We start from the raw sequence: 26,554 nt of genomic DNA on the forward strand, positions 1-26,554 counted from the left end.
GACGAATCCCGACGCTCGGGTCCCTGCATTATTCCCCATCCTTTTCTTCAGCTCCGCGGACCGGGTCACCATGACCGTACGAAGAAACGTCAAGAAATCTGCCTTCCGTCGCCCTTCCCGCCGACTTGCCCACCAGACGTTGGAAAAGCGTCAATTGTTGGCGGCCGACCTTGGCGAAGCGGCACCCCGTTTGGTCGCGGTCGCGGCCAACAGCGGCGAAAACTTCGAACTGGACGACAACAACGTCCTGTCGGTTGCCCCCAGCGAGCTGACGTTCCGCTTTGACGGCGGACAAGAATTGGATTCGTCCACGCTCAGCGCGATTCGCTTCATCCCGTCCGGCGGTGACGGATCGTTTGACGCCGAGGACACGCCGATCACGCCCGGCTATGTCGGATTCGCCGATGACGGTGGCAGCCGTATCGTCGTGGCCCGGTTCGCCGAAACGTTGCCCGATGACATCTATAAGATTGAAATCGCCGGCTTCGACGACACCAACGCCGGCATCGTGGGCTTGCGTAATACCGACGGCGTGTTGTTCCAGCCCAACGATCCGCTGGACACCCTGCGGCCGATGGAAGAAATCCGCTTTGAAGTGGAAGTCGGTCCCCGCGTCACCGCCGTGGTCCCGCAACCGATCGAAGGCGTCGGTGCATCGCGCGTCCAACACCGCGACCAAATCCACGTCTATTTCAACGAAGACCCACTGTCGAATCCTGCCGGCGGACCGGTCAACAGCGCCACCAGTGGGCTGCCGGTGGTCAATCCGCAGTTCTACAAGCTGATTTTCACGTCCGACACGGTGGAGAACACCGATGATTCGGTCACCTTGCCGACGTCGGTGGAATACGACCCGTTGCTGAATCGCGCCGTGCTGACGTTCAGCGATGACCTGAGCGAATTGACCGATGCGGCCGCCAACAACGGATCGGCAACGTATCGTCTGCGAATCGGCAGCGGCGAACCGTTGCCTGCCGCGCCGACCCCGGTCGACGGCAGTGCTGATGCCGGTGATTTGTTCAGCGGCGCGACGTCGCTGGGCGTGAACTTTGGTACCGGCACCGGCAGCGTCGTGGTATCCGATGCCGCGATCATCCAAGCCAACGACATCATGCCGTCATGGCCCGCCGCCGGCGACACGGTCGGCAGCCGCGACACGCGTCGTGACCCTGAAATCGTCGGTCGAATCGACACCAATACCGGGATCGATGTCTTTGAATACAACTTCGCTGACCTGTATGGTTTGAACCCGCAAGGTCAACAGCGAAACAACGCGATCACCGAAGCGCAGAAGCAACGGATCCGCGAAGTCTTGGATCTGTACAGCGAACGCATGGGCGTGCAGTTCATCGAAACCGAAGACAGCGGTCTGCAGATCGTCACCGGTGACTTGCGGGCCATCATCATCAACGCCGAAACGGGCAGCGGCCCGGACACGTCGTACAGTCTGTTCCGTGTCAACGAAGCCGATCCGTCGCGTGGCGTGTTGGTCTTCGACGGTGCCGAATCATGGTTCGATGATTACGGTTTGTCTCCCGATGCACGTCCCAGTTTCTTTGTCGAAGCGGTTCGCGGCGTCGGCAACCTGTTGGGCATCGGTCACCTGTTCCATCTGCCCGAAGGGGTCGGCGCGGGCGGTTCGTCGCCGGACGAAGTTCGGTCGACGACTTTCAGCGATTTCTATCCGAATCTTCCTGTCGAACCGGAATTCCTTAGCCAAAGCGATGTCAGCTTGGGCCAGGCGTTGCACCGACCGGAAAGCAACGACGTCGATTTCTATTCGTTCAGCGCCAACGTCGACGGCGAAGTCCGCATTGAAACATTTGCCCAACGGTTGGACGGCAGCAGCCTGCTGGACACTCACCTGCAACTGTACCGTGTCGATCCGGCCACCGGTGCGTATGAACTGGTCGCGCAGAACGGCGACTTCTTCAGCAACGACAGCTACATCGCTTTGGACGTCGAAGCGGGCGATTACATCGTTGGTGTCAGCGCCGCGGGTAACGAAAACTACAACGGCGAAGTCGCCAACAGCGGTCTGGGCGGACTGAGCGAAGGTCGTTACGAATTGCGGGTCACGTTCCAAGGCCAGGGCGGGACCACGATCACGGACACGACCGGGACGGAATTGGACGGGGACGCGGACGGCGTCGCCGGTGGTGATTTCAATTTCTGGTTCCAAACCGCACGCGATACCGCCAGCCCGGCGGCCGATGAAGCTCGCGTGATTTACGTCGACAAGCTGGGACGTGACACGAACAACGGAACGTTGGGCGCGCCGTTGCAAACGATCAGCGCAGCATTCGATGCGGCACGGCCTGGCGACATCGTGCGTCTATTGCCCAACGGTGGTGCGGACAACCTGATCCAAACCGTCGACGACAATGTGACCTACGAAATCGGTCGCGGCGGCACGAACAACTCGGTGCTGCGTGACGGATCGGAATTTGAGGTCCCTCAAGGCGTCACGGTGATGATCGACGCCGGTGCGATTTTGAAATTGCAATCGGCCAAGATCAGCGTGGGCAGTGAATCGGTGGACGAAGACCGTTCGCTGGCGTCGCTGCAGATTTTGGGAACTCCGTTGCCGACCGACGATGACGGGCAACCGTTGTTGGACGCTGCGGGCAACGTGTTCTTCACCGCGTACAACGATGAATCGATCGGCGTGGACACCAATCCGTTGCCGACCAGCCCACAACCTGGCAACTGGGCCGGCATCGAATTCCGCAACGACTTTGATTACAGCGAAGGCCGACCGGTTTGGGAAAACGAAGGTATCTTCCTGGATTACGCTTCGCACGCCGATATGAAGTACGGCGGGGGCAGCGTTTCGGCCAGCCGTCCGGTCGTCAACACGTTCACGATGTTGGAAAGCCGGCCGACGTTGATCTACAACACGATCCAGTTTGCCGCCGACGCCGCGATGAGCGCGGATCCGGACAGCTTCCTGGAAACCAATTTCCACGGTCCGATTTTCCAACGCGTCGATCGCTTCACCAGCGACTATGACCGTGTCGGTCCGGAATTGTCGGGCAACCTGTTGCTGGACAACACGTTCAACGGATTGAACATTCGCATTGATACACCTGCCGGCGGTCAAACCGAACCGATGACCGTCAGCGGACGCTTGGACGACACCGACATCGTTCACCTGCTGTCGCAATCGCTGTTGATTCAAGGGCAACCCGGTGGACCGCAACTGCTGGAAAACCGCCCCGACGTCTTGAACGTGACGTTGACGCAAACCACCGGCGGAACCCTGGTTGATGGGACCGCATATGACTATCGCGTCACCTATGTGACCGCCGACGGCACCGAATCGTTGGCCAGTTTGCCGACCGTGATGGCAGTGGCCGATGCGGGCGGTGCAATTGAGATTCGCAATCTGCCGACCGCGCCGTCGTCATTCGCCGGACGCCGTTTGTATCGGTTGAATCCGGGCACCATGGAATATGAATTCGTGGCCTCGTTGGATCGCGGGACCACGTCGTTCTTGGATACCGGCGAAACCCGTGGTGGTGTCCTGCCGGGTAACGGCATGAACGACACAACGCTGTTGCCACGATTCGACGCCCGATTGGCGGTTGATCCGGGCATCGTGGTCAAGATGCTGGGCGCACGTATCGAAGCCACCTTCGGCGCCGATTTCATTGCCGAAGGCGTTGACGGCCGCGAAGTGATCTTCACCAGCCGCGCCGATGATACCTACGGTGCCGGCGGTACGTTCGACAGCAACAACGACGGCAGCATGCTGACACCCCAGCCGGGCGATTGGTCCGGCTTGGTGTTCCGCCAAGACGCATCGGCCAGCCTGGATTACGCGCAAGTCGCCTACGGCGGTGGTCTGTCGTTGGTCGCCGGCGACGTGGTCGATTTCAACCCGATCGAAATTCTTCAAGCTGACGTCCGGATCGCTCATTCGACCATCCGCGACAATGCCGACGGGTTCACCACCAGCAGCACACGCAACGGTCGTGGATTCAATGATGAATCGACCATCTTTGTTCGCGGCAGCCAGCCGATCATCGTGTCGAACACGATCATCGATAACGAAGGTGCCGCGATCAGCATCAACCCGGACGCCCTGGACTACACCGATCGTTTGGATCACGGTCGATCGACGGGCCCGGTCGACATCGTCGATAGCGATCATGACAACCAAGGCCCGCTGATCGATGGCAACCGCCTGGCCGATAACGGTTTGAACGGCTTGTTGGTTCGCAGCGAGATCTTGACCACCGAAAGCGTTTGGGACGACACCGATATCGTCCACATCGTCAACGGTGAAATCATCAGCATGACGCATCACATCCGCAGCGGACTGCGGCTGAAGAGTGACGCGAACCAAAGTCTGGTGGTGAAGTTCGGCCCCAACGGCACGTTGGTCGGCAGCGGACGGCCGCTGGACATCACCGATCGCGTCGGCGGAACGTTGCAAGTCTTGGGGCAAGGCGGATTCCCCGTCATCATGACCTCGCTGGCCGATGACACCGTCGGTGCCGGGTTCACGCCGGCCGGAATCGCGCAAACCGATACGGACAATGCGGCCGCAACGCCGGCACCTGGCGACTGGATCGGCTTGCAACTGGAATCGTACGTCAACGATCGCAACGTCGCCTTCATCACCGAAAGTGAACGTGCGATCGATGCGGCGATCAACGACAACGCCGCAGCCAATGACGCGCAAGTCGTCGGGTTGCTGGCACGTGACGAAAAATCAGGCGATGAAACCGCCCGGTTGGGATTCAACATCCGGGGTGCATTGGCCAATCCAGATGATCAAGACGTCTACCGATTTGATGCCGCCGGTGGCACCGAAGTCTTCATCGACATCGATGACACCACGTTCGGACTGGACACGGTTGTCGAGCTGATTGATGTGAACAATCGCGTCTTGGCCAGCAGTGACAACTCGTTCGAAGAAATCAGCGATCCGTCGCAGCTGTTCAGCATTCTGCCTGAAAGTGCCGTCGAACCGCTTTATCGCAGCGGCACGGGCCAAACGGAATCTCCGAACATTCTGGACGCCGGATTCCGCGTCGTCTTGGACGGTTCGGCCAGCACGACCAACAGCTACTACGTTCGCGTTCGCACCGCCGACGGAAAGTCGTCGGGACAATACCAACTGTCGATCCGATTGCGTGAAGCCGACGAGATTGCCGGTTCAACGATCCAGTTGGCCGACATCCGCTATGCAACCGACGCGATCACCGTCAGCGGCGCGCCGCTGCATTCGCCCTTGGCCGGTGATGCCAGCGAATCATTGGTCTACACGGGCGGCGGCCGAGGCTATGACGCCAACGCGACGGTGCTGAACTGGAGCCCTGCGATCGCCGACCAACTGGGCAACCTGATGACGTCCGATCGCGGATCGTTGGTCGTCAATGGTGAAATCGGTAACAGCCAAAACGTCACCGCCGCCGCGCGCGTCAACGATTTGGACGTCTATCAAGTCGACTTGTTCAACCAGCAACTGGAACCGGACGTCTTCAACAGCGAACAGCGGTTTGTTCAAGCCACTTTCGACATCGACTATGCCGATGGTTTGGGCCGCGTCAACACGTCGTTGGCGGTCTATGATTCCACCGGTCGTCTGATCCTGCACAGCCGCGACAGCAACGTTGCCGATGACCAGGGGCAACCCACCGCGGGCGTCGACACTGAAAACCTGACCGCCGGTTCGGCGGGAACCGCCGATGCCTACATTGGTCCTGTTGAATTGCCCGAAGGCACCTATTACGTCGTCGTCAGTAACGCGTCGGCGGTGCCAGAGGCTCTGGGACAGTTCTTCGATCCCGATTCGGCCCACACCAACGTGCGGTTGCAGCCGATCAATTCGCTGCGGCGAATCGCCGATGACAATCTGGACGGCACGCTCGGCTGGACAGCTGATGAACCGGTCGTTCCTCTGTTCAATACCGGTGGAATTGGTGACTCGCCCATCGTCGAATATTCGCTGGAAGATGTCCGGCTGTTCGTCGGTTTAGAAAGCAACATCGGTGGCGGTCAAGAAGACAGCACGCTGGTTTCGTTCAACCCGTTCACTGGAACGCTTGATCGGTTGATCGGCGACTGGGATCAGGCACACGGTGACATCGCGATGCGTCGCGACGGAACCCTTTACACCTACACGACGGATCCGCCAGAAGGCAGCAATTATCAATCGGGCAACATCGGTAACTATCTGCGGATCAGTACGACCGATGCATCGGAAACCAACATTGGTGACGATAGCCTGACCTTCTATCGCACCAACCAGGGCGGTAACGGCGTCGAAGTCGACACCGGCCAAAACAGCGACGATTCAACGTTCATCGTCGAAGCGATGGCGTTCCGAGCCAATGACAATGGTCTGGGCAACGGCAGCATCAATAACACCGCGGCGATCAATCAAAATGATCGTTTCGTTGCGATTGGTAACCGACGCATTGCTCGCGACCCCACCATTCCCGTGGGTGCGACCGAAAACATTCTGTATCTGATGCAGACGACCTCGGGACAAGCGACACGGCGGGGTTCACTCAATGGTCAAGACATCCAGTACGGACAATCGCCATACAACATCCGATACGGTGCCGCGGAAAACCGTCCGGAGATGGGGATCGTGGATACCGGCAACTATCTGGGGAATAACGGCGATGGCGGGATCATCACCGGGGTCGATTATTTGCCCGACGGTCCGTCTACCGAAATGGTCGCGGTCACCGACAACGGTGGCGTTCACGTCTTTGACTACACCGTCAATCAGCCCGCATTGTTCGGCGACCTTGTCGGGTACAACGAAGTCATCCCGACCGAGTACTACGGTCAACTGGAACCGCATCCGGAACATGGCGTCACCACGCTGACGTTTTCGGGATTGGAATTCGGACCTCGGGGTGTTGCGAATGGTGAACTGCGTAATGTGCTGTTTGCCACCACCGCCGATGGATGGTTGTATGCCTTTGAATTGGATTCCGTGACACAGTCACTGGTACCGTCATACGTCTTCTACAACGGACGCAGCGCGGTTCCGTTGGTGACGACCACGGGCATCGCATCCCCGACCACGACCGGTCTGGCTTTCAGCACGCTGGAAGCGGCACCCTGGCACACGACGACCGACCGACGCAACGATGGCGGTCACGGCTTCAGCGACGCGCCGTACGACAACAGCCGTCTGCAAGTTAACAATGCCGGCAATAGTTTCTATTACGGCTTTGAAATCGACAATAACCAAGCCAACAACACGCTGGAACGTCCCGAGGGTGACCCGCTGGGGCAATTGGCACCCGGTGGATCTCACGGCACGATCATCTCCAATGCGTTCAGCCTGGAAGGTTACAGCAGCAACGACAAGCCGACCGTCTACTTCAATTACTTCTTGGAAGTGGAAGCGGACGATGATTACGTTCCGAACTCTCGCAACCAGAACGATGCACTTCGCGTGTTCGCTTCCGGTGACGATGGCGTTTGGCACTTGTTGGCGACCAACGACAATTATCGAAGTGCCTCGGGGGTCGATGAGTACGACTACTTCGCGACCTCGGGGATTCCCGTTCAAGAGATCTTTGACGACAGCGGAACCTGGCGTCAGGCTCGCATCGACATTTCGCCGCTGGCCGGCAACGAGAATGTTCGGCTGCGATTTGATTTCAGCACCGACGGAACGATGCGTGCTCACGCGGGTTCGGTCGAACTGGTGGCCGTGCCGGGCGACGAAATCCCGGACAACAGCACGGTGGTCGCCACGACGCAAACCGGTATCGGCACCGAAACGGTCGTGCTGGAAAACATCGTCGGCCAAGACATCATCGTTCCGGATGGTTCACAACTGACCGATGGAGATCAGTTCATCGTTCAAAGCCCAACTGGGAATGTCACTGCGACGTTCCGTGAAGGCCCGCTGGCAACCGACCCGTTGCCGGGTGAAATCGTCTTCCTGCCGACATCGACCGCCGACGAGGTGGCTCAAGCCGTTGTCGCCGGACTGCCGAAACTGTTGCGTCCGTACAACGATGGTGGTGGTCGCGTCAGTTTGTTGGCGGCGACGAACGTCGTCCCGGTGGGCAACGCCCCGATCGGGCTGAACACGACCGTCAAGTTGGATAACACGTTCGATTCAATTGTTGCGGCCAGCGGCGAACGACTGGCCAGTGGCGAGTCGATTGATGTTTCCATCGGTGGCAATACGACGACGATCACTTTCGTGACTGCAGCCGAAAGCACTGGTGCGACTGGCGAAATCATCTTTGACGGCACAGAAACCGCCGAGGACATTGCATCTGCGATCTATGCAGCCCTACCGTTTGAGACGGGAGCCTACCTGGATGCGGAACGAGTGGTCTTTACGCAACCAGTGACGGTAACTGTGAACCCGTCGACCACGAAGATCGTTGTGGTCGATCCATTGACCGTTAGCGAAGGCAGAATGACGGTTCAAATCCCTGCCGATCCGGCTGCGGATATCAACAATGACGAATTCTTGCGGATCACCGGTCCTTCAGGGACAGAGTATGTCATCGATTTTCAAGACGATGATTTTCCGTTTAATCAGCCGGGAGTCGTCTACAAGCAAAATGGCGATGAACTTCTAGTCGCAGAACGACTGTTCAACGCGATCAATGGTCTGGATGTGACCGGTGAGCTTGGTGCAATTCTTGACGGTGATACCGTTTCAGTTTTCGCCACGTCGATCACTCAGGACGAAGATTCACAGTTCACGTATGCAACCGTCACGGATACCGACAGCCGTCTGCAGATTCAAATTCCTGATGCGGTGGATCTTCGCTCCGGCGAACAATTGTTGGTCAGCGACGGAACGGACTTCGCAACTCTGACGTTCGTCGAACAAGGCCAAATTCCTCCCACTGCTTTCAATCTGGTCTACTTTGACGACAGTCAAACGGGTGCCGACCTGTTCGACCAAGTCATTCAGCTCTTGCGTGGCGCTGATATCAACGCCTATCAGTCGCCGGATGGCTTGGGCGTCAATGTTGTGGTAGATCCCGCCCCGGATCTCGGACTGACAGACCCACCAGTCGCTTTCATTTCCACTGATCCGTTCTATACGGCCTTGGATACCGATGACGTCGACACCAGTGTTGTGCCAATCACGTTGCCCGGTGGTGATCGATTGGTCGATGGTGAAACTATCACCCTGGTTGCCAAGAACGATCCGACCGCGGCCAACGCCCAAACGATCACGTTTGTGTTAGACGATGGCATGACCATGGCGGGACCCAATGAGGTCCTGTTCTTGCCAACCGACACCGGTGCGGACATCGCAGAAGCCCTGTGGGAGGTCATTGATCCGCAGTTCCAGGCCGTGCAAAGCACCGGCAATGTGCTGTACTTGATCTATGGTCGCTCGGCTTCGGTCCAAGCGGGATCCGCAATTGTTTCGTTCTCGCCTTCAGTACCCGGCGCGATCGCGGTTCAGCTTGATTCGACCATGAACAGCTTCGCGGTCGCCGACCAATTGCGGATTTCGATCGCCGAAGGCTTCGGCGCGGTGACCGCCGACGACGGCATCAGCAAAGCAACGATTGACCAATATGCGTTGGTCGGTGGCGATCGGATTCGTATTTTCCAGACCTCGTTCAGTAGTGTCGGACCGTACGGGCTTAGCACCGCGCTGCCCGGTGACGAATTCGGTGAAACCGTTTCCACCAGTTTCACTGCGACCAATCAGATTCGATCGCAGGGGGCGGCTAACAATGAAGTCGAAGGTGTTTACATCGACGACATCATCATCGGGTTCGCCGAACGCGGTGAAATGGTCCTGGATGCACCAACGAACGTCTTTGACTTCATCAACAACCCGGAAACCACACGTGGTTCGACCCAGCCGGAACGACCCAATGAGATTTTGGTCGGTGAATACTCGCTGGAAATCCGCGCCTCTGACGAGTTCGGCGTGCCCACCGACGCTGCTGTCGCGTTGGGATTGACAACGCCCGCTGGAACCGGACGCAGTTTTGATACCAACGACCGTTTGACCGAAGGCGCGGTGACACTGTTCACCCAAGCGGGCCAGTATCTGCAGGACGGTGACACGTTCGTGCTGTACGACGGTACCAATTCGCTGACCTTTGAATTCGACGACGTTCTGCAGCCTGGCATCGCCGACGGAAATGTTCGTGTGGTGTTCGACGCCAGCGAAGACGAACCACAGTACATCGCCGTTGCCATTCGCAATGCGATCAATTCGCCACAGGTGCAAGAGGTCTTGGACATCGTCGCGGCGACCTATGACAGCGACGACAGCAACAACGTTCCGGGTGAAAGCATCACGACCGGAAATCGGGTCGAATTGTTCGGCGAAGACATCCAGGTCAACCCGGGCGGTGGCCGATTCATCCGCATGGATCTGGTGGCCGAGGAAACCTATCAAGGTCGTGCGACATCACGCACGATGCCGATGGTCGACCACGACACGCAAACGGTGACCTACGTCACTGTGGGTGATTCACTGGCACGTTCGGCCGTTTCGGGATACGTCGATGGCGATACCGATGTCTTGGTCGCCACTGGCAAAATTGGTGATCGTGTCGACGAAGCGATCAATGCGACCGCCTTCGGAGCCACGCCGGTTTTGGACACCGACAGTGTTCGCATCTATTTGTCGATGAACCAAGTGATCGACATCGATTTGGATACCTTTGGGTACACGAAAGACAATTCGTTCTTTTCGGCTGAATTGTCCGTCTTCGACGGCGATGAAACGTTACTGGCGTCTGCCAATTCAGGATTCGCTCCGGGCGAATCACAGCAGGGCGTGTTCTTGACGTTTACGGCGCCCGCCGATGGCTACTACGACATCCAGGTGGCGAGCGTCGACGTGGTTGGTGGCGAATACGCGTTGACGGTTCGCCCGCATGCCGCGACCAACGATCTGATTCCCGATCGCGACGTCTTGATCGTCGACTACCAGACCGGTCAAACGGACGAGAATCGAGAGCGCGATCAGGGGCAAATCCTGATCAGCGGCAACTTCATCAGCCATTCAGCCAACTACGGCATCAGCGCGACCGCGGGCGATCGTGGCCAAGCACAGGTTGCCGGTGGAGCGGCCGATGATCTGGCGCGACCGGGATCGGCGGCACTCCGTCGAAACGTCAATCCGGAATCGCAAATTCCCGGCGCTGTTTTGACCAACAACGTCGTCTACGACAGTGGTGTCGGCGGCATCTTGTTCGCCGGCGGAACCCAGAATGCGGGTCAAAGCCCCGCACCGGTTTCTTACGGACGCATCGTCAACAACACGGTTGTCGGAAACGGCAGCGGCAGCGGCATCACGGTGGAAAGCTCCGCCGCGCCGACCTTGCTGAACAATGTCGTGACGAACTTTGCGACCGGTATCGACGTCGACGCTTCCAGCGAAAACGCCGGCACGGTGATCGGTGCGAACGCTTTCCAAGACAACGGGAACAACGCGACGGTTCCGCTGTCGGCGCAGTCGATCGTGATCCCGTCGGGCACGCCGGTCTTTGCCGACCCGGCCCGTGAAATCTACATCCCGGCAATGGGATCGCAGATCATCGACAGTTCGGTGGCCGAATTGGCCGACCGCAGCGATTTGTTCTTGACGGTCAAGGAACCGTCGGGCATTTCGCCGTCGCCCATCATCGCCCCGGGCTTTGACGCCTATGGCCAGCCCCGTATCGATGACCCGACGGTCTCGTCGCCGGGCGGTGTCGGTGGCAACGTGTTCATCGATCGTGGTGCAATCGACCGGTCGGATTCGACGCGACCCATCGCAGTATTGACCACGCCGCAAGACGCGATCGGTTCGATCGTCCCCGATGGTGATGGTGACCCCGACGAATCATTCGTTCGCTTGGCGATGGGAACGGTTGAGTTCTTTGAGCTGCAGTTGCTGGATGAAAACGGCACCGGTCCCGATGGAGCAACCATCACCGAGGAAAGCGTGCTGTTGACCGAAAACGGTCGCCGGCTGATCCCGGGAGTCGACTTTACGTTCGGCTACAGCGACAACAGTCGTACGATTCGTTTGACCCCGTTGGCCGGATTGTGGAATCCCGATGCGGTCTATGAAATCACGCTGAACAATAGCGAACGGATCGCCTACGACGCGCCCGCCGGAAATCAGATCACCGATGGCGACCAGTTGGTCATCACCGATGCGTCGGGCAACGAGTCGGTCTTTGAGTTCGAATCCGGGTATGTGCTGAATATTCCAACGCCGAAATCGGTGTCGGTCGGCGCACCGGCCGATTTCCAAGACGGTGATTTCTTCACCATCACGGCACCCGATGGCACCAGCCAGCGATTTGAGTTCAACAAAGCCGGTGCGGTACAAACCGGCAACGTGGAAATCGACATCTCCACCGCTGGTACCGTGGTCGGCGTGCGTGACGCGATCCTTGCGGCTTTGTCAGATCCCGCGATCATCTCGATGTTGGACATCGCCCCGGTGGCGGTCGGTCAAAGTGATATCCAGTTGGGCTTCACGTCGAACCATGCGATCAGCGGAACGGTTGCCGGGTTGACGATCTTTGGTTCCGACCAAGCGGTCGAAGACGGCGATATCTTCAGCTACACCGGCAACGGCAACACGGTCAACTTCGAACTGACCTTTGACGATGATCCGGTCGCCGGCACCAACGTTGCGGTCCGCTTGGAACGAACCGATACGCCCGACGAAATGGCGGCCAAGATTGCCGCGGTCGTTGCCGCCCAGCCTTTGGGACTGGACGGTGCCCAGGCTATCGGCGACGGATCGATCCTGTTGGGCGGAACCGCCCAAGACAGCTTGTCGATCGGCAACATTGCGATCCAGACGATCGGCATGGCCGGTGTCACGGGATCGCTGATGATCACCGTTCCCTCGGGTACGACGGGTTCGGCGGTCAACGGTCAAACCTTCACCGTGACCAACGGAACTTTGTCCGAAACGTTCCAGTTGAACACCGATCCGAACGCGACGTCCGCCAACCGTTTGGTGACCTTCGATGCGGCGGCGACGGCCAACGAAATCGCGTCGGTCATCGCCAGCGAAATCGGCATCGCATTCACCGGAACGCTTTCACCGACCGCCAACGGTAATGTGATTGCACTGGGTGAACAGGCCGCGATCCCGCCGGCCGGTCAGTCGCAGGTGTCCGCATCGGTCGACGTCGGCACCAGTGCGTTGGTGGTTGACGGTGTCAGTGGTGGCGCGATCCCGGTCCGGTTCTTGCCGACGGCCGATTTCAGTCCGCTGGCGGTCGCCGCCACGCTGGTCGAAGCGGTGCGTTTGTCGCCGCTGGACAGCGAAACGTTCTCGCCCGGTGGCGGAACGATTCTGTTCAGCCAAACCGAATCGATCATTGGTATCGGTTCCGACGGCCAGCCGGTCGACGTGGCATCGATTGTTCCCGCAGTTTCGGATCTTGCCGGCAATCCGGTAGCGCCGAACCGGGACAACCAGGAAACGCGATTCACGATCATCATGCCCGAAGTCAAATTCGACTTCGGCGACGCGCCGCAATCGGGCGGCCTGTCCTATCCGACGATGTTGGACGTCAACGGTGCACGTCACGCTTTGACCAACACGACCTCGGTCATCTTGGGATCGTTGATCGACAGCGAACCGGATGGCCAGCCATCGCCGGGTGCCGACGATGATCGTTTGCCGGTGGCGGTGACGCAGTCCGATTCGTTGTTCGCGATCACCGATCTGGGTGACGGAACAACCGAAATGGAATTGGTACAAGCACCCGCCGGACGCGAAACATTGACTGTCAATATCGACGGCACGGTTTTCACGTTGGAATTCATCCGCGTGGTCGATAACCCGACGGGCAATAACCTGCCGGTTGTCTTTGCCGACGGTGAATCGCTTAGCAGCATTGCGACGAAGACGTTCACGGTGATCCGCGGACAACTGGATTCGTTCGGCGGATCCGTCGTCGGCAGCATCGGCGATCCCGATGATGCGATCTTCAGTCTGACTGCAATTGACGACGAAGACGGTGTATCAACGGGAACCTTCACCGCCCTCAACGGCGACGTGTTGACGGTCTTTGCGACGCCGGGATCCAGCGGCACGTTGACCGCGGATGAAGTCGTCGGATTCTTGAACAAGGCCGACTCGGCCGGTACGCCGATCGCCATCACGGTCACCGGAACGGGCTTGTTGGACGGATGGATCGATTTCAACGCCGACGGCGACTTCAATGACGACGGCGAACAGATCTTCCGCAGCGAACCTGTGACCACCGGTGTCAATTCGCTGACCGTTCAAGTCCCGATGACAGCCATCGAAGGCGAAACTTGGATGCGTCTGCGTGTCAGCGACAGCGGCAACCTGGGGCCGGACGGCGTTAGCGTCGGTGGCGAAGTCGAAGACTATGAAGTCTCCGTGCGATCGATCGCACCGGCGATGCCCGTGGACGATTCCTATCTGGGCATGTTGGACGAAGACAACACGTTGGAGATCACCGACCAAGCGTCCGGCTTGCTGATCAACGACACCAACCTGGACACGCAATTGTTGCCCGTCGGTGCGTTCATCGTCGACCAGCCGGCCAACGGGGTGGTGGAGATGATCGATCCGTTTTCCGGAACGTTCCGCTACACACCGAACCAGGACTTCAACGGCACGGACACTTTCACCTATCGCTTGGGCACCCAAGAAATGGTGGGTGATGCGGTCTTGGCCGCTTCCCCGACCGCGACGGTGACGATCGACGTGCAACCGGTCAACGACGATCCGGTGTTCGATGCACAAACGATGTTGGAATTGCTGGAACGTGACGTCGCGGACGACACGATCACGATTCCCGGCGTCATCACCAATGCGGCCGCCGGTCCTCCCACTGCGGAAGACGAATTGGCCAACCAGACGGTGACGTTGTCGATCGTCGGTGTGACCGAAACGCCGGGACTGATGCAGACGGCGACGCAGATCACCCAAGACGGCGATTTGATCGTCGACCCGGCACCCAACGCCTACGGCACCGCGGAGTATGTGATCCAAGTCAGCGACGGCATTGTCGACCTGACGACGACGGTCACCGTGGTGGTCCAGCCGGTCAACGATCCGCCGCAGATCGATCCGTCGGTCGCCGGCCAGTCGGACATGGCCGGTCCGGACGATCAGTACAGCGTGTCGGCGGTCGATGGTTCGATCACCTACACCCTGAGCGAAGACAATTCGGCCGACCCGAATTCCGACAGCTTCTTCATTCCGCTTCAGCAAGACGGCTCTGCCGCCGGATACGCCCGAATCGGTCTGATGGACGTCTTTGTCGCCGGCCCGCCCAACGAGTTGGCGAATCTGCCCGGTGGTAACCAGATTTTGGAATTGGATCGGATTGATTTGACGACCGCACGTGGCGGCACGTTGACGCCGGTTGCCGACGGCGGGCAAATCATCGGCTTCAACTACGTCCCACCGGTTGATTTGAATTCCGATGTGGTCCAGTTCGACCAGTTCACCTATGACGTCATCGACGACAATCCCAATGGCGGCGAAACCTATTCGCTGGATCAGGGAATGTTGGTGGAGGACCGGCTGACCGCAAGCAACACCGTCTTGTTGGTCTTGAACCCAGTCAACGACGCGCCGCAGTTCAATCTTCCGCAGGGCTTGGTCCAGGTCGAAGAAGACAGCACACGTCGTGTGTTCAACAACTTCGCGACCGGCATTGCCGCGGCATCGCCTGTGACCGCGTTTGATGAAATCGACGCGATCAGCGGCCAGAACGTGTTCTTCGAATTGACGCCACTGGACTTCAACACCGCGGACATGGCGGACTTCTTCAGCGAAGCCCCAATGATTTCCGCCGGTGGCGACCTGGTCTTCCAGCCGGCCGCCGACGTGTTCGGCAGCTTTGATTTCGACGTCGTGCTGTTCGACGATGGTGCCGACGATCCCAGCCGTGGTGACATCAACCGGTCGGCCGCGATGACGTTGACGATCGAAATCTTGCCGATCAACGACCCGCCGATGTTAGTGGATCCGAATCAACCGTTGTCCTACATGGTGGACGAAGACGGATCGATCGAAATTCCGGTCGGTGGCGACGGCATCACGATGGGCATGTTGGACCAATTCGTCGTCGGACCGGCCAACGAAGCGGCTGACATCGCACCCGAAGTCGGCGGCAATCAAACGCTGGCCTTGGCACGTCCGTATCCGATCGCAACCGCGGCCGGTGGAACGCTGACGCCTGTCTTGGACGGCAGCAATGAAGTCGTTGCCCTGCGGTACACCCCGCGTGAAAACTTCACCGGTGCTGATTCCTTCATCTACACCGTGACCGACGACGGCCAGACGGCTGTCGCCGGTGGTCCGGTGGTGGACGATCCGCGTATTGCTGCCGGTAACGTGTTGCTGACGGTCAATCCGATCAACGACCCGCCACAGTTCAGCCTGGGCGATGATATCGTCGTGGACGAAGACGCCGGAACGGTGACGGTCAGCGACTGGGCAACCAACGTCCAGGCCGGCCCGACCAGCGCCAGCGACGAAGTCAATGGAACGGCGACCGTCGATCCACAAGTCGTCTCGTTCATGATCACGCAGGTCAGCACGACCAACGAGAACCTGTTCAACGGTTCGGTCACCGCAACGGTCAACGGCACCAACGGCGAACTGGTCTTCACCCCCGCCGATGATCAAAGCGGTACGGCAACGTTCGAAGTCAAGCTGACGGACGATGGCGGCACCGACAACGGCGGTATCGATACGTCGGAGGTGCGAACCTTCACGATCACGGTCAATCCGGTCAACGACCCGCCGACCTACACGCCTGGAACCGATGTCACGGTCGATGAAGACAGCGGTGCTTACAACGAACCGTGGGCCACGGATATTTCTCCGGGACCGGCCGACGAAAGCAGCCAGACGGTCAGCTTCGTCGTCGAAACGCCCACGCAATCGCAGTCGCTGTTCGCATCGCTGCCACAGATATCGCCTGACGGAACGTTGCAATTCACTCCGGCCGATGATGCTGCGGGTGTGGTCGACTTGACCGTGCGAGCGATTGATTCCGATGGTGCCGAGGCGGCTTCGACCACGCTGACGATCACAATCACTCCGGTGAATGATGTTCCGATCGCGGTCGCCGATGAACTGGATCACAACGAAGATTCGATTCTGACGATCCCGTCGTCGGTGCTGTTGGCAAACGACATTGATGTCGATCCGACGGACACATTGACGGTGGTCTTGCCCGAATCGTCGTTCACGTCCAACGGTGCACAGCTGACTTACAACAGCACCACCGGTGACATCACCTACGACCCGACCGACGCGAGCCTGTTGCAGCAATTGGCCGAAGGCCAAACGTTGTTCGATACCTTCACCTATCAAGTGATCGACAGTGCCGGTGCGACCAGCCAACCGGTCACGGTGACGATTGATGTGGAAGGTCGTAATGACGCGCCCGTCTTGGTCCCCGACAACCCGTCGCTGAATCAAGATGGACCGACCGTGATCACGCCATTGGTCAATGACTTCGACATTGACGGTGCGATCGACCCGTCGTCGATTGAAATTACCAGCCAGCCGTCGTTTGGAAGTCTGGAAGTTCGACCCAACGGTACGATCATCTACACGCCGTTTGCGGGAACCAGCGGTACCGATTCCTTCACGTACACCGTGGCAGACGAATCGGGTCTGCGAAGCCAGCCGGCGACGATCACGTTGGGTCTGAACGTCGCGCCGATCGCTAACAACGATCGTGCGGTGACCTACTGGAACGAGACGATCAACATCGATCTGATTGACAACGATGTGGACAACGACGGATTGATCGATCCCGAAAGTCTTTCGATTGTCACGTCACCGGCGTTCGGCCAAGTCAGCGTCAATACCGATGGAACGGTGGACTACATCCCTGCCGATGGATTCGTCGGTAACGACAGCTTCCAGTACACCGTGTCCGACGAAGCCGGTTTTGTCAGCAACACCGCGTTGGTTTCCGTCCAGGTGATCGCCAGCCGGTTGCAGAACCAGACGGAATTCAACGACGTCAACGACGACGGTTTCATCACCGCCATTGACGCTCTGTTGATCATCAACGAACTGGAACGTGCGGGCGGAGGACCGATTGCCGTCGAACCCGACGACGTGCCACCGCCGTACTATGACGTCAGCGGAGATCGCTTTATCACCGCGTTCGATTCACTGTTGGTGATCAACCACTTGAATCGCACCGGCGGCGGATCCGTTGCCGGCGAAGGCGAATCATCCGCTTCGGTCGCCCCGCTGCGAGTCGATTCGGCCCAGTCCGTCACGGCACCGGTTGGCGATGTCGTCGCCGCGACCACTGAAACGGTCACCGACCGCGTCGTCGGCAGTGCCCAGTACGACGTCGTCGAAGACTCGGTGTTGGGCTTGATTGCTGTCGCTTCCGACGATGACGATGAAGATTCGGTCGACGCGATCGATGCTGCGTTGGCGGATCTGCTGTAAAGCGTTCGATCACCCCGACGATCCATGACGCAGGGGCGTCCGAAGTTCATTCGGACGCCCCTGTTTTTCGTTTGCGGATACGCGCAAGACCGTGAAGCAAACGCTTTCGGCGAAAGAAAACTCCCCAAAATTCACTTAATGGCCATTGCCCCCCCGTAAATCTTGTAAGATTGCGACGGGCTTTAAAGGGCAATTGGGGGTGGCCATGTCTTGGCTTCGATCGAGCGATGTCACGCGATCATTTGTCGGACCGGTTCTGGCGTTTGTCGCGTGTGGTTTGATGCTGACGATGTGGTGGCACCCAGTGTCGTCCACCACTTCATCAAAACAGCAAGCCTCGCTTTTTCTAAAGACACAGGTGATTGACGCGGGACGTCATCGTCCCGGCGATCGCGTCGACGTGACGTTCGCGATTCAAAACGCGTCAGATCGTCAGGCCACGATCGTGCCGAGGACCGCGTGCGACTGCGTCAGCACATCCGGCGACCGTATCGATGTTCAGCCGGGTACGGTGCATGACGCATCTTTTCGCTGGACCATCGGGACGCCGATGCTGGGCGACTACGGCGTCTGTCCGATGTCGCAGACGATCGAGTTTATCGATCGCGTCAGCCATCAAGTGATCACTGGCGAAGTCCGCGCGGACGTCGAACGCCCGATGTTCATCGCGGCGCAAGACTTACAAGTCGAATCGGTTTTCTTGCCGGGCCAGGATAAATTGCTAGATGGCAAATCCGAAGGTCATCCGATTCCTTTTGCATGTGTCGGAAAGACCGAAAAGATCATCTGCCAGTTCGAGACCAAACAGATCGAATCAAACGTGAACTGGCAACCGGGAAAACGCACGGGGGAAATCACGTTCCATCCGCCGCTGTCAAGCGAACTCGGTTCGCATACGGTTCATGCAAAGGTCCATTGGACCGGGCATACGGATCGGGACACCAAGCAGACACTGGTGTTTCCAATGGCGATCAACATTCGATCTCGGGTCCCTGTCGAAGTCACGCCGGCAATCGCGGTGCTTTCCCCCAGCCATCCCCAGACAATGGTTCGGTTTGTTGCGGTAACCGAAGGCATCAAACTGACGGTGCAACCCGAAACGCTGAAAATGCCCAGCGGTGTTAAGTTGATCGACTCGGGTAATCAATGGCTAAAGCTTCAATTGATCGAAGCGGAACCACTCTCTTCGAAGCTTACCGAGGATGAGCCCCCCAGTACGATTGACGTTCAAATCGTGAACGGTCAATCCAAGGGCACCTATCCGGTACGATTCTCTTTGTTGATCCTTCCCTAAACCCCGGTGCTATGATGAAACGTATTATCTTTAGTGTCAGTTTGTTGGTATCTGTGTTTGGATTGACGATCGATCTCGCGGGAGGTCCCTGCGTCAAAAAGTGTGTTGAAAGTGCCACTGCCGCAATTAGCGGATCCGATTCCGACGGAGATGGGCTCTACGTAGCGAACCAGTGTCGCGAGTTTAGGTCCGCGATTAGTTTGTGGGCATTGACAACTTCAGGGGCGGATAGCTTTCAGCAAGGTGAGTCCGTGGTTATAGATTACGACTATGGGCCGCATGGTGAGTGTAGTCCAGTTTGCAGCGGACTGAATCGCAATGCCATGAGTTTCTTTTTGGTTGAGGCCACGGTTGATGGCTACGGCGTTGTATACGATGGAAACATGAGCTGGAGTTGGGAGTGCCCAGATGAATCCGAAGAATGATCGTCGACCCGACTTCTATCCAGGAGAATTGAGATCCGTTTGAACCTGATGAAATCCTGTTTCGGCGTGATGATTTGCTTGGTCTCGCTTCTACCTTCCTTGACGCGACCGGCCTACTGCATCAGCACCGCAGAGCAGATTGAAAAGATTGCGACGCACTACCAGGCCATTGCCGAACGATTTGAAAGTTCGGCTTTCCGACTGGACGCCCAGGCCGTGGTCCGACAGCGTCCCCCGAGTCCACTGTCCGGTGGCCCGGACGACTCTGATAGCAACAGCACGCTGGTCCAGGCCCGCTTTCCGTTTTCAATTGTCGCGGATCGTCATGGGCGTTTCGGAATCGAAGGAGGGGCATATTCCGAAAAAGACCATGCCATTCGGAAAAATGCGGAATGGTTCGATGGGGATCGTCAATATTTGCTACATAGTCAAAGCGGCGGGGCGCAGTTTGACTATTGCCGCATCCTGTGTGATGGGATCCCGGATCGTTCGCAACCGTTGGGATCCGAAATCCTATGGTTCATAGCGAATCGCAGCGTCGGCGAAGATCCGTCGGCGATCATCGAATTCTGCTCATTGTTGGAACTTCTTCGGCATCATCCGATTACGAAGACGCGGTGGATGGATCTGCAGGGTGGGCAGGCTTTAGAAATACAGTGGCAGACCCGACGCGGACCAAGAACAGTCGACATTCGATTGGAGTTTGAGGCCGGTGATGAACCTCGGCTTCGCAGACGAATGGTGCGCCGCACTTTAGGAACCAGTCGCACCGACCGAACCATTGAATGTGAGTATGCGGATGCGGAAGCAGACCTTCCCAATAAGTGGGTTTTTAGCTTGATCGAGGCCTCGACGCAGAATGATCGACCACCTGTGACCTGGGGACACGACGTTCTATCGGACATTAATGTCCAGTGGATGGAAACGTCTTCGGTCGAAATGTTTCAACCAAAACTGACGTCGGGGATGACGATCGTTGATGAATGCGGTGGCGCGTCATTGGTCGTGGAATCCGGGTGGTCCATGGCTCGGGTCTTGATCTTGTTGGGGGCACTAGGACTGCTGGCCGCGGCATACTTTGCCATTCGCGAGACGCGGGTAACGACATGAAAGGCTTGCCGAAACGCTTGGGCGTAACGCTGATCGAATTGCTGGTCGTATTCTCAGTCATCGCCCTATTGGCGGGCATCTCGTTACCGGCAATACAATCGGCACGTGAGCGGGCGCGCATCAATACTTGCCAAAATCGTTTGCGTCAGTTGGTTCTCGCTTCTCATCATCATCACAACGCTTTCAAGCATTTACCCACCGGAGGCTGGGGATATCGTTGGGTCGGTATCGCGGGACGCGGTGTTGGCGAAAATCAGCCGGGCGGTTGGATCTTCAACTGCCTGCCGTTCTTAGAACAACAAGCCTTGTTCGATCGAATACGACCGACTGACGATGGCTTGATACCCGCACAGCCTCTTCAGGTTGAATTGCCTCTGGTGCGATGCCCGTCGCGACCAGGGCCCGCCGTGGTGAAGTGTGCAAAGAAACCCATGCCGGTGAACTCGCATCCGCTTGGTGATGTTGCAAGGACGGACTATGCCGCGTGTGAAGGCGACATCATTACCGACAGCAAGGCTGGCCCCGACGATTTGTCGCCGTCGGCGATTCAGCGATATCGGTGGGCCGACACCTCCGCGGCAAACGGTGTTTGTTTCCAACGTTCAATGGTTCGGTTTCGGGACATCAGAGACGGACAATCGCAAACTTATTTTTGTGGCGAAAAGTATGTCAGACAATCCGAATACTTTTCATCCGACGATTTGGGCTATGACCAGAGCGCTCTCAGTGGAATTGATGTGGATTTGGTGCGATGGACACACCTATTGCCGAAACGAGATTCGGGGGCCAGCGAGATTCGCCGGTTTGGGAGCGTTCACGCGGCCGGGTTTTCGATGGCCTTCTGCGATGCGTCCGTGAAATTTCTGAGCTACAGCATTGATCCGGCAATCCATCGCAGCCAAGGGACCCGATACACCGTGGGTTCACGGACTCGATGAACGTGATCCGATCCCGGGTCGCAACGGGCGGTTTGCTATCGGCGATTTTGATCGCTCAGGTTGCCCTGATGTGGCATGCGATTGACCAAGCCAGCCCCACGCCGGATGAGTTTGGGCTATTGGTTGGCGGATTGGATTCGATCGTCAATGGCAGGCATGACATCTATTGCGTGAACCCGCCTTTGGTCAAACGCTTGGCGGCATGGATTCCAGTCGGCCGGGGCTTTCGCATCCCTTCGTACACAGAGAATCCAGACCTCCGCCGAATCGAATGGGACCTGGGGCGTCGGTTTGCATCCATGCATCAAACCGACGCGATGGCGGCATTGGTCTCAGGCCGGCGGATGGTGTCGCTGTTCGCCGCGCTGGGATCGGTCGGGATTTTTCTTTTGGGTCGGGAGATCGCTGGGAAGGGCGTTGCGATCATCGCCACGATCCTGTGGGCATCCAGCCCTTGGATTCTGGGGTATGGGATCTTCGTGCAGACCGACGTTCCCGCCGCGACGACCGGGTGTTTCGCGTTGTTGGCCATGCTGATCGCTGCGAGAAACATGAATCAAGGTCCGGCCTTGTGGGCGCCCGCGGTTGTCACCTGTGGCCTGTGGGTAGGGATCGCCATCATGACAAAGCTCACTTGGCTGTCATTGATCATTCTTGTCCCGTTGATGTTCCCGCTGGCCGGTAGGGCGTCTTGGCGAAGATGGATTCCCGCGGTCATCATGGTGCAGGTTGTTGCCGCGTGTGTCGTTGTTGCCGGCTATGGTGGTGGGGCTTGGAATCGTCCCTTGGGCGATCTGCCTTTTGATAGTCGGTTATTGGGTGGCGACGAAGACACCGTGGCCGACCACTACACATTTGCTGGTACTGTTTTGCAGGATCTGCCGTCTTTGGTGCCTGCACTTTGGAAGGGCGTCGATTGGCAATCACGTGACTTGGCCGTGCCCGGTCCCGCGATGATGGCGGGACAGTGGCAGACCGGCGGTTGGTATCACTACTATGCATTCGTGTTGCTGGTGAAGACGCGAATTATCGTTTTGGTCATGGCGTCCATCGGATTACTTCGCCTGATACTTGATCGCGATGGGTATGGCGTCCGGAAAAGGCCGTTTTGGGTTCTGATCTTCTTTGCCGTGGTCTTGTTTGCTTGGATCAGTTCGCATCACGCGCTGAATCGCCATGGGCGATACATCATCGTTCTTTTGCCGATTGTCTATTTGACCGCTGCGGTCGGCTGTGTCTGGCTGTGGCAAAAGATTGCGTCACTCGCGACAACATCGATAGCAGGAACGCTGGGTCTCGTTTCGATGGTTCTGGTCTTTGCCGTTGGGATCGCGGAATCAATTCCGTGCCACCCCTATCAGATCAGTTTTGCGAATTTAGCCTTTGGAGGTCCAAGTCAGTGTCATCGTTGGCTGGCTCACAGCAATGTGGACTGGGATCACGGTTGGATTGCGGTGAAAGATTGGTGGGGCAAGCACCAAGCCAACAATCCTGATGCGCGGTTGTTCATTCGTCGACCACGATGGATGGAGGTGTCTTGTTTGGGGATGCAGGCCGTCGAGATCCGAAACAGCGAATTGCGAGAATCCTCGAACGCTTTCGTTGTGGTCAGGCTTTGGGAGCCAATTCCGGTCGAACAGAATCACTCAGCTGAACCTACGCCGCCGATCCAAACGTTTGCCTTTTCCCTGGGGCTTTATCTAGCCGATCAGGTCGTGCGTGATGACCCGATGGATATCTGGTACGAGCTGCGCTTGAACGATTCGTTGTAGCGGTTTTCTGTCGCATTCTGGAAATGTTCTGTCCGGTCGAAACCACTGCGTCTATCACGTTCGTCCGCTTATGTATGGACAAGAAGCGATCCGCTCGCAAAGACTGGCGTAGTCTTGCGGTCAAGACATTTTGTGTTCGTGTCATGGAGCAAACCCTTGGCACTGTCGCGATTGGCTGTGATTGTTAACAATCAGGGAATTGCTATTTTGAGACGCGTCAGAATGCGAATTCGGGCGTCCAGCCAGGCTCGATTCAAGACACACCAGCGGCACTGAGATGAAACCAAAGCGCAGGGACCGTTTTTCCACCGGGCATCCAATTCATACTTCCTTGCAATGCCGGATGGTTGGCGGGCTGATCGTGTTTGCTGCGATTGGACTCTTCGGCGACGAGGTTGTCCGTGCCGAATCCGCGCAAACGCGGGCACCGAACCTGCTTTGGATCGTCACCGATGATCATCGGTCCGATTCGATTCAGGCCTACAACCGTGCGGTCCATGGTCAGGACGACAGCCCGCTGGGCCATGTGGAATCGCCCAACATCGACCGCTTGGCGAGCGAAGGCGTCTTGTTCACACGAGTGTTTTGCAACGCGCCTGTTTGTGCGCCTTCACGCGGATCGATGCATACGGGACGTTACCCGTTTCGCAATGGTCACTATGCGTTCGAAATCACGCACCAAGCCCCCGACTTTGTGCGCCCCACCGTGTCGCAAACTCTTCGCAATCACGGGTATCAAACCGCGTTGTTTGGCAAACCCGGTCACTACATTTTCCGGTGGGGACCTGGGCAGGGATACAACGATGCAGGTTTGTTTGACACCGAAGTCGACTTTAAACACGACCTGCAGAAAAACGGCATCGGCGAAATCTTCACCGGCGTGCGTTTCGGGAAACGCGACGGGCGCACTCAAGTGGTCGGAACCGCCGAAAAGGTTTTGTATCCCGATGGCCGAACTAAGGAATATTTCATCAGTCGCGTGGGTGAAGACCTAACACCCGAGGACTTGGCGGCCCGTCGCGAAGTCGATCAACAGTTTGATCTGCTTCGCAGCTACACGCGATCCAATCCGAATTTGATCATCGGTGGCGTCAACCCAAAGCCGGCCGGGAAGACGGTCGATGCGGCCGTGGTCGATGAATACACTCGATATCTGACGAACCGCGACAGCGAATATCTGACCGCTTGGGGAAAAGCACAGCGGGGTGTCGATACCGATCGCCCCGTGTTCATCCACCTCAGTTTTCACCTGCCCCACACCCCCGTGTTGCCGCCCAAATCATTCCGCGATCGCTTTGCACAGTATTCGTACAAGGTTCCGGAGTTTGATAAGTCCGACGTGGAACGATTGCCGCCGCAGATGCAGCGGATGTATCAGGCGACCAAGATTGATAATCTGACCCCCGCGGAAAAACAAACGGCCATTCAAGATTACTATGCGTTTTGTGCCTATGGCGACGCACTGATCGGCGACGCGGTCGACCAATTCAAGGCGTATTGCGAATCACGCGGTGAAGACTATCTGATTCTATTCACCATCGGCGACCATGGATGGCACTTGGGGGAACAAGGGATCGAAGCCAAATTCACGCCGTGGCGACAATCGGTATGCGATTCGGTCATCTTGGTGTCGTCGGACAAAAACGCTGTACCACCCGGAACGGTTTGTGACCAGTTGGTGGAATATGTTGACTTCGCGCCCACGTTGTTGGCGTCCGCCGGTTTAGATATCCAGAGTGAACGCTTCGACTATCTGGACGGATACAGTTTGTTTGACGTGATCGACGGCAAGCGAACGGAACGGCAATACGCGGTGGGCGAGATCAACGTGATCGTGGGGCCGCGAGCTTATTTGCACACCGATCGTTTTCGATTCTCGATGCGGACGCGTCCCTTCGACAACTTGGTGAACAAGAACCAGTTGGGCCAGGATCTACGCTGGGCGTTGGACGCACCAGCGGAGGAAGTGGACTTGATGCTGTACGACTTGGCCGTCGATCCGCTGGAACGGCGAAACGTTGCCGGTCAGTCGGAGTATCGAGAGCTTGCCGAGTGGTTTCGTCAAAAGCTGGGAAGGATTGTGTTGGGAGACCGTCGGGCGGAGTGTGATTGGTCGATGGAAAACACGTTTCACATCAGTGACTTTGCCCTTGGGGCCGACGACAAGAAGCTGGACATTCCGCCGGAGATCATTCCCGAACCAAGGATGGTCGGTTCGAAGCGTTGATCGGTTCGGTGGCAACGAATCAAACGTGGCGCAGTGGCACCCGCGGCTAGCGCCGTGCGGCTCAAAAATCAGCGGCAAGGCGCTAGCCGCCGGTACGGTGACAACGAGTCAACCGTGGCGCTGCAACACCCGCGGCTAGCGCCATGCGGCTCACGAATCCCAACAGCATCCTCCTCTGAGCGGCAAGGCGCTAGCCGCCGGTTCGGTAACGACGAGTCAAACGTGGCGATACAATACCCGCGGCTAGCGCCGTGCGGCTCACGAATCGCAACCGCATCCTCCCCTGAGCGGCAAGGCGCTAGCCGCCGGTACGGTGACAACGAGTCAACCGTGGCGCTGCAAAACCCGCGGCTAGCGCCATGCGGCTCACGAATCG

At 57.8% G+C, this 26,554-nt stretch carries 6 protein-coding genes; all 6 read left to right on the forward strand.

The annotated features are described in order from the left end of the window. Positions 1-70: 70 nt before the first annotated feature. The 6 genes from HFP54_RS15590 (at position 71) to HFP54_RS15615 (ending at position 26,178) form a co-directional block, all read left to right on the forward strand. A complete protein-coding gene (locus tag HFP54_RS15590; RefSeq protein ID WP_168565829.1) occupies positions 71-18,412 on the forward strand; it encodes a tandem-95 repeat protein in 18,342 nt (6,113 codons plus the stop codon). A gap of 205 nt (positions 18,413-18,617) precedes the next feature. Beyond that, positions 18,618-19,706: a hypothetical protein gene (locus HFP54_RS15595; protein ID WP_168565830.1), complete on the forward strand. Its 1,089-nt coding sequence runs from the start codon at positions 18,618-18,620 to the stop codon at positions 19,704-19,706. Between the two features lie 473 nt (positions 19,707-20,179). Next, positions 20,180-21,241 carry a hypothetical protein gene (locus HFP54_RS15600; RefSeq protein WP_168565831.1) on the forward strand — a complete coding sequence of 354 codons (1,062 nt, stop codon included), beginning with the start codon at positions 20,180-20,182 and terminating at the stop codon, positions 21,239-21,241. Further along, the gene (locus HFP54_RS15605; protein ID WP_168565978.1) at positions 21,238-22,179 is read left to right on the forward strand and encodes a DUF1559 domain-containing protein; all 942 of its coding nucleotides are present in this window, start codon (positions 21,238-21,240) and stop codon (positions 22,177-22,179) included. Before HFP54_RS15600 ends, HFP54_RS15605 begins: the two co-directional genes overlap by 4 nt. Further along, positions 22,176-23,951 (forward strand): ArnT family glycosyltransferase, encoded by a 1,776-nt coding sequence (locus tag HFP54_RS15610; protein WP_146413280.1) that lies wholly within the window; start codon positions 22,176-22,178, stop codon positions 23,949-23,951. Before HFP54_RS15605 ends, HFP54_RS15610 begins: the two co-directional genes overlap by 4 nt. A gap of 361 nt (positions 23,952-24,312) precedes the next feature. After that, positions 24,313-26,178 (forward strand): sulfatase-like hydrolase/transferase, encoded by a 1,866-nt coding sequence (locus HFP54_RS15615; RefSeq protein WP_315853908.1) that lies wholly within the window; start codon positions 24,313-24,315, stop codon positions 26,176-26,178. Positions 26,179-26,554: the final 376 nt, after the last annotated feature.

This window comes from Crateriforma spongiae (assembly GCF_012290005.1).
Classification (GTDB): Bacteria; Planctomycetota; Planctomycetia; order Pirellulales; family Pirellulaceae; genus Crateriforma; species Crateriforma spongiae.

Excerpts from the sequence above, each read along its gene's own strand:
- HFP54_RS15590 (WP_168565829.1), top strand. The coding sequence starts at position 71 with ATGACCGTACGAAGAAACGTCAAGAAATCTGCCTTCCGTCGCCCTTCC.
- HFP54_RS15595 (WP_168565830.1), top strand. The coding sequence starts at position 18,618 with ATGTCTTGGCTTCGATCGAGCGATGTCACGCGATCATTTGTCGGACCG.
- HFP54_RS15600 (WP_168565831.1), top strand. The coding sequence starts at position 20,180 with ATGAAATCCTGTTTCGGCGTGATGATTTGCTTGGTCTCGCTTCTACCT.
- HFP54_RS15605 (WP_168565978.1), top strand. The coding sequence starts at position 21,238 with ATGAAAGGCTTGCCGAAACGCTTGGGCGTAACGCTGATCGAATTGCTG.
- HFP54_RS15610 (WP_146413280.1), top strand. The coding sequence starts at position 22,176 with ATGAACGTGATCCGATCCCGGGTCGCAACGGGCGGTTTGCTATCGGCG.